General features: G+C 48.0%; 5 protein-coding genes and 1 pseudogene. 5 read left to right on the top strand and 1 reads right to left on the bottom strand.

Translation table 11 applies throughout. From position 1 onward, the window contains the following. The 3 genes from AC4E7D_RS07475 to accD form a co-directional block, all read left to right on the top strand. A partial coding sequence (locus AC4E7D_RS07475; RefSeq protein ID WP_490173188.1) for a BamA/TamA family outer membrane protein occupies positions 1 to 1,135 on the top strand: 1,135 nt, incomplete at its 5' end. Between the two features lie 55 nt (positions 1,136 to 1,190). Next, on the top strand, positions 1,191 to 2,258 hold the full coding sequence (gene fbaA / locus AC4E7D_RS07470) for a class II fructose-bisphosphate aldolase (protein ID WP_490173187.1): 1,068 nt from the start codon (positions 1,191 to 1,193) through the stop codon (positions 2,256 to 2,258). Positions 2,259 to 2,285: 27 nt separating this feature from the next. Then, positions 2,286 to 3,146: an acetyl-CoA carboxylase, carboxyltransferase subunit beta gene (gene accD / locus AC4E7D_RS07465; RefSeq protein ID WP_490173186.1), complete on the top strand. Its 861-nt coding sequence runs from the start codon at positions 2,286 to 2,288 to the stop codon at positions 3,144 to 3,146. A 49-nt stretch (positions 3,147 to 3,195) separates the two neighbouring features. Here the strand turns inward: accD and AC4E7D_RS07460 are convergent, their stop codons facing one another. Further along, positions 3,196 to 4,056 carry a hypothetical protein gene (locus tag AC4E7D_RS07460; RefSeq protein ID WP_490173185.1) on the bottom strand — a complete coding sequence of 287 codons (861 nt, stop codon included), beginning with the start codon at positions 4,054 to 4,056 and terminating at the stop codon, positions 3,196 to 3,198. A 159-nt stretch (positions 4,057 to 4,215) separates the two neighbouring features. On the opposite strand from AC4E7D_RS07460, the gene rpsO reads away from it, so the two are divergent. Further along, positions 4,216 to 4,485: a 30S ribosomal protein S15 gene (gene rpsO / locus AC4E7D_RS07455; protein WP_490173184.1), complete on the top strand. Its 270-nt coding sequence runs from the start codon at positions 4,216 to 4,218 to the stop codon at positions 4,483 to 4,485. A gap of 181 nt (positions 4,486 to 4,666) precedes the next feature. Further along, positions 4,667 to 5,797: pseudogene (locus AC4E7D_RS07450) on the top strand (polyribonucleotide nucleotidyltransferase); the annotation flags it as partial.

Genomic DNA, 5,797 nt, shown 5'->3' with positions numbered 1-5,797 from the left:
TGGTATCAGTTTCCAGCAGAACATCGGGCTGGACAAGCAAACCTTCAACTCTATTTTCGGCTACAACTGGGCACCCTCAGATTTCAAAAGGAGCAGCCTGGAGATTGTTAATGTGCAGTATGTCAGGAATGTTAACCCGGATCGTTTTTTTAATGTGTATACCAGCACCTATCAGTCATTGGACAATATTGCCAACCAGTATGAAGATCCGGCTACCTATCCCACTCTGGACACGCTGTTCATTGCAACCAATAATCCTGCTGATCCTCTCCGATTGAGGATTCCGGATGGAACTACCGGATTCACCAATGCCATCCTGAACAGGGAGGTGCCTTCCTCCCAAGAAGACTTCGTGGATGTGAGCCGTATTGAAGAACGGCGTCAGCGGCTCACGGAAAACAACCTGATCTTTGCCAGTAACTATACATTTACGAGGAACAACCGCGCCGGGATCAATGACAATAGTTTTTCGCAGATCCGGGTGAAACTGGAAGCTGCAGGGAACCTGCTTTCGGGTTTAGCCAACTGGATAAATTTTGACGAGAATGACGACGGGAGCCTGCTGGTCTTTGGGGTGCCTTTTTCTCAATACGTCAAAACAGAATTCGACTACATCAAACACTGGGACCTTTCCCGGTCCAATGTGTTGGCCATGAGGAGTTTTTTCGGGATTGCGGTTCCTTTTGGCAATTCTGAAAGTGTTCCCTTCGTACGCAGTTATTTTGCCGGGGGATCCAATGATAACAGGGCTTGGTTTCCTTATTCCCTCGGACCCGGGAGTTCACAGGGTATCAACGATTTTAACGAAGCCAATCTGAAACTGGCCTTTAACCTGGAATACCGCTTCCCCATAGTTGGGGATATCAAAGGCGCCTTGTTCGTGGATGCAGGAAATATCTGGAATGTCTGGGACAATGTGGATGACCCGCAAAAAACCTTCAGTGGGTTCGATTCTCTGGCAGACATCGCTGTGGGATCCGGTTTTGGCCTGCGGTATGATTTCTCCTATTTTGTTTTCCGGCTAGACACCGGGTTTAAAACTTACAATCCGGCTGAAGAGCCGTCCAGACGGTGGTTCCGGGATTACAACTTTGCCAATGCGGTCTTTCAGATAGGGATCAATTATCCTTTCTAGAGCTAATTATTTTATTACATTTGCCTCATCTACAAAGAAACCAATCAACTATACTATGTCGCATAACATTAAACCAGGTGTCGCCACTGGAGATGAAGTCCAGGCCATATTCGAGTATGCCAAGGAAAAGGGGTTTGCCCTTCCGGCAGTCAATGTGGTAGGTTCGAACACCATAAACGGGGTGCTGGAAACCGCAGCCCAACTCAATGCCCCGGTCATCATTCAGTTCTCCAATGGGGGAGCACAATTCAACGCCGGGAAGGGGCTGTCCAATGAAAACCAGCGAGCAGCCATTCAGGGTGCCATAGCCGGTGCCAAACACGTGCACCAGCTTGCCGAAGCCTACGGGGCAACGGTGATCCTGCATACCGACCACTGTGCAAAGAAACTTTTACCCTGGATAGATGGCCTCCTGGATGCCAGTGAACAACACTTCGCTGAAACCGGGAAACCCCTGTACAGTTCACATATGATCGACCTTTCGGAAGAGCCCATAGAAGAAAATATTGCGATTTGCAAGGAATACCTCGCGCGTATGAGCAAGATGGGTATGACCCTGGAAATTGAGCTCGGGATCACAGGAGGGGAAGAAGACGGCGTAGACAATACAGATGTTGACGATTCAAAGCTTTACACCCAACCCGAAGAAGTAGCCTATGCCTATGAGGAGTTGTCCAAAGTAAGCCACCGTTTTACCATTGCAGCCGCTTTCGGTAACGTTCATGGGGTATATAAGCCAGGCAACGTAAAACTGACGCCTAAAATCCTGAAAAATTCTCAGGAATATATTTCTGAGAAATACGGAGTAGGCCATAATCATATCGATTTTGTCTTCCACGGTGGCTCCGGTTCTTCCCTGGAAGAAATCCGCGAAGCCATTGGGTACGGAGTCATCAAAATGAATATTGATACAGATCTGCAGTACGCTTTTCTCGCCGGTGTGCGCGACTACGTTCAGGAGAAAGCCGCTTACCTGCAATCCCAGATCGGAAATCCGGACGGGGAGGACCTCCCCAACAAAAAATCCTACGATCCTAGGGTTTGGTTGCGGGAAGGAGAAAAATCCTTTGTAAAAAGATTAACACAGGCCTTTGAAGACCTGAACAACATAAACACGCTGTAAGGAGAAGAACCCAAAATGGAGACCGACATGACTGCATGGTTTAAAAGAAAGGAAAAGGGAATTCAGACCGCCACCGAGGAAAAGAAAGACACCCCGAGGGGGCTCTGGTATAAATCCCCAACTGGCAAAATTGTTGAGTCAGAGGAACTGGCCAAGAATTTTTACGTTAGTCCGGAAGACGACTACCACGTGCGTATCGGGAGCAAGGAATACTTCCAGATCCTCTTTGACGACGACAAGTTTACTGAACTGGATGCCAAACTGAGCTCAAAGGATCCACTGAAATTTGAGGATACCAAAAAATACTCAGATCGGCTGAAAGATGCCCAAAAACGCACGGGACTGAAAGATGCCGTTCGTTCTGCCGTCGGCAAATCCATGGGTAAAGAGCTGGTGGTGTCCTGTATGGACTTTACTTTTATCGGCGGTTCCATGGGAAGTGTTGTAGGTGAAAAGATTGCCCGTGCTATCGACTATTCCATAGAACACAAGATCCCCTTTCTTATGATCTCCAAATCAGGGGGTGCACGGATGATGGAAGCTGCCCTTTCCCTAATGCAGTTGGCCAAAACCTCTGCAAAACTGGCCCAGCTGGCTGAGGCCGGGATCCCCTATATTTCCCTGTGTACGGATCCAACTACCGGGGGAACCACCGCTTCCTATGCGATGCTGGGGGATATCAATATTTCAGAGCCCGGGGCCCTGATTGGGTTTGCCGGCCCGCGTGTTGTAAAAGAAGCCACAGGAAAGGACCTCCCAGAAGGTTTTCAAACCTCAGAATTTGTTCTGGAACACGGATTTCTGGATTTCATCACCCACAGAAGGGACCTCAAAAAGAAGGTCAACCTGTACATCGACCTGATACAGAACCTTCCGGTTAGAAAATAACAAAAGCCCTGACTGCGCGTCAGGGCTTTTTGCTTTCAGATTTACAGCATTATTTCTTGAACCTTCGCAGGAAGATCTCTTCGGTTTCCCCATTGGGATAGGTAAGTAATCCCTTGGCATCACAAGAGCCGTCGCCAAAGTCCAGGCTCGCAGTGAGATCATTCCGGGAGATCTCCAGGACTCCGCTTACGATAAACCTACAAGACAATTCTCTCCTGAGGGGGGCAATGGTTTCTTTCACGAACACATTCCCAAGTCGGCCCGTAAAGGTTCCCTTACCGGAAATCAGGAATACATTATCTCCCCAGAAACCACTGCCGTATCCTTCAATCCATTCGCGGGTGCGGTTTCCTGTGAAGCTCGCCGTACTACCATCAGGCCAGGTACCATTGAAACTTGCAGTTGCATCTGCCTGAGGGTTGCCACTCTCATTAGATCGCATACGCAGAACGGAGGCACTTCCTTCTACGGCAACGCTGTTAAAGGTAAAATTCTCCAGTGACAGCGCCAGTGTGTGGGTGGCTAGCTCCATGTCCTTTTCAAAGCTCATGAAGATGATCCCGCTAAGGATATTGCCGTTGGGCAATTCACAGCCTTCACCAAAATCAATTGTTTTCTCTACCGAAGTACTGGTTACAACAGTAGTAATGGTAACACAATCCGGGAGGTAATCAGAGCGGTAGTCGCCTTTCGCAGTTGCTGCGATCTGATGGGTGGCGAACACATCTTCCCCGATGTTGAGGACCTCCTCCGAAATCAATTCGGATTCGTCGCTGGCCTGAAGCTCAGCTACTTCAAACGTTTGCTCCTCGTCGATGACTTCAGGAGACGATTCTTTTTCACAGGAAATAAACAAAAGGGTTGCCAATAGCATTGTTCCTGCGTAGTTCATTTTTTTGAGACATTTCATAATAACAATTTTTTAACATTATAACCCTAGGACTGCCACACTTCAAAAAGGTTTAATGAGCAGGAAAAAAATTTAAAAGGGGATTCATTTTTTATTGCTATCTTTGCGGCCTGATTGAAAACCAATCGGATACATAAAAATCATTTAAATAATATTGGCATGTATTTAACCAAAGAAATTAAAGCGGATATTTTCAAAAAATTCGGAGGTTCGGAAAGCAACACCGGATCTACCGAGGCACAGATCGCCCTGTTCACCCATCGCATCAACCACCTCACAAAGCACCTGAGGAAAAATCAGAAGGATTATAACACCGAGCGATCCCTTGTAAAACTGGTAGGAAAAAGGAGAAGTCTCTTAGACTACTTGAAAAACAAGGATATTGAAAGATATCGGGAACTGATTAAAGAATTGAACATACGTAAATAGAATATCAGGGGGAAGTGCTGCTTCCCCTTTTTATATACCCTGAGGGCCCATCCGGGACCTCACAAAAAGCTTACACCTGGTTTTTCATTGGTCAACAACACAACACAACCCTGACCGGCCGGTAAGTCGGTAGACCATTGTTTAACACACCTGTATATCGTACAGGTACTATTAAAATTTTATGATTCCAAAAGCATTTAAAGAGGTCATTGACCTTGGTGATGGTAGAGAAATCTCTATCGAAACCGGAAAATTAGCCAAACAAGCCCACGGCTCGGTAGTGGTGCAATCAGGACGTTGCATGTTATTGTGTACCGTTGTTTCCAATTACAAAGCAAGTGATGTGGATTTCCTGCCGCTTACTGTGGATTACCGGGAGAAGTTCGCGGCCTCCGGTCGCTACCCCGGGGGATTCTTCAAGCGTGAAGCGCGACCCAGCGACGGGGAGATCCTTACCATGCGCCTGGTAGACCGGGTATTACGTCCTTTATTTCCTAAGGATTACCACTCTGAGACCCAGGTGATGATCCAGCTCATGTCTCATGATGACGATGTGATGCCAGATGCCATGGCTGGCCTTGCCGCTTCGGCTGCCATCCAATTGTCTGACTTCCCGTTCGAATGTGCCATTTCTGAAGTGCGCGTGGGACGTGTAGACGGGCAGTTGATCATCAACCCAACAAGGGAACAGCTCGGAAACTCAGATATCGACATGATCATCGGAGCTTCAGAAGATTCTGTGATGATGGTAGAAGGGGAAATGGGAGAAATCTCTGAAGAAGAAATGGTGGAAGCCATCAAATTCGCCCATGAAGCCATCAAAGTACAGTGTGCCGCCCAAATGCGACTGGCGGAAGCTGTAGGACGAAAAGAAGTTCGGGAATACGAAACTGCCCCTGAAGATGAAAGCCTTGAGAGCCGAATCCGGGACCTGGCCTACGATAAAGTATACGCCGTAGCTAAGGCAGGTTCTGCCAAGCACGAGCGAGGTGCTGCTTTCTCTGAAATCAAGGAAGAGATCATGTCTGGCTTCAGCGAAGAAGAACAGGAAGAACTGGGTGACCTCATCTCAACATATTACAGCAAGGCCGAAAAGGCGGCTATCCGGGATCTGGTCCTCAATGAGGGCCTACGTCTGGACGGAAGAAAAACGGATGAAGTGCGCCCCATTTGGTGCGAAGTGGATTACCTCCCTTCTACCCACGGCTCGGCCATCTTTACACGGGGAGAAACCCAGGCACTGGCAACCGTTACCCTGGGGACCTCACGTGAGGCCAACCTGATCGATATGCCCTCCTACGAGGGAGAAGAA

This window comes from Lentiprolixibacter sp., from assembly GCF_982873095.1.
Note: the sequence above shows the minus strand (reverse complement) of the source record. Positions and strands in the feature narration are given on the sequence as shown.